The sequence below is a fragment of the Streptomyces sp. NPDC031274 genome (assembly GCF_055570235.1).
Genome location: NZ_JBVIHP010000497.1, coordinates 1 through 1028 on the forward strand (window position 1 = coordinate 1; position 1028 = coordinate 1028).

The 1028-nt window shown below is 65.1% G+C and carries 1 protein-coding gene and 1 pseudogene; one reads left to right on the forward strand and one right to left on the reverse strand.

The window, feature by feature from the left end:
* The first annotated feature begins 134 nt into the window (after nucleotides 1-134).
* Entirely contained in the window at nucleotides 135-710 is a 576-nt protein-coding gene (locus tag ACZ5CR_RS47455; protein ID WP_468870298.1) for a hypothetical protein, read from the forward strand.
* 105 nt (nucleotides 711-815) lie between these two features.
* Here ACZ5CR_RS47455 and ACZ5CR_RS47460 read toward each other — a convergent pair.
* Nucleotides 816-1028 (reverse strand): annotated as a pseudogene (locus tag ACZ5CR_RS47460) (IS110 family transposase); the annotation flags it as partial.

A 1028-nucleotide genomic window follows, 5' to 3' on the forward strand; every position in this document is an offset into this window, starting at 1 on the left:
GTATTCTGGACCGAGTTCTGTCACGGCCTGTGCGTGGCCCCTCGGGCCGGTCCGGATATTCGGGGATGTGAAGGGCCGGTAGGTGTCGAAGTCGTGAGTGACGGGCTGTCGGTGGCTGCTTCTACTGTTGCCTCATGGGGAACTATTTTCAGACCGTCGTCGATCTCGACGCCACGCATGCGGACGCCCGGACCCTGGCAGACAGCGGACTCGGCTGGCTGGTCAGGGAGAGGATAGTTCGGGCCGAGCTCACCGACTGTGTTCTCGGGGCGCCGTCGGGGCATCCGCCCGGCCCCTCCTGGGCCAAGGCGGTCGGTCAGGAGGACTGGGAGCCCAGCGACGGACTCAGGGTCGAGACCGGCCGCACCGTATTCAACTGCGGCCAGGGCGAACCCAGGTTCGCGGTGTGCCCCCATTGTGCCGGTCGGGCGGATTTCTACACCGACCGGCTGGAGGAGATCGAGGGTGCGTGGGAACCCTTCAGTGAGGCCATCAGCGACTGGAGCGACACAGGCAGCGCGGCAGTCGCCTGCCCGCATTGTCGGCGCCCTGGTGACCTGACTGCATGGACCTGGTCGGATGACTACTTCGCCTTCGGGTATCTCGGTTTCGAGTTCTGGGACTGGCCCGACTTCAGCCCCAGCTTCCTCGAAGGTCTCTCACGCGCGCTCGGGGGGCATCGCACGGTCCTCATGGAAGGCAAACTCTGAGGGAGTCGGAGTTCATACGTCCTCCCCCGTTCGGCGGGGGGGGCGCCTCTATGTCCTTCGTCAAGGCGCCGCTGTCGGTTTTGGCGTGATTCAGGCTTGCTGGTGTCATGCGGCGAGCTCGACGTCGCAGGGCGTGCGGGATTCGTAGAAGGTGCTGTCTCGGAGCATGGTGAACGGGACGCTGATGCGTTGGCGGGCGAGGCGGAGGAGGGCCTGTGTTTGGATTTTGCCGCGGGTGCGTTGCTTGTCTTAGCAGGTGCGGGAGGCCAAGTGGGCGTTCATGCAGGCGAAGGCGGAAGGAACATCGCCCGTTGAGCT

Bases quoted from the DNA above. Each gene is read 5' to 3' on its own strand.
- ACZ5CR_RS47455 (WP_468870298.1), top strand. From the start codon at position 135: ATGGGGAACTATTTTCAGACCGTCGTCGATCTCGACGCCACGCATGCG.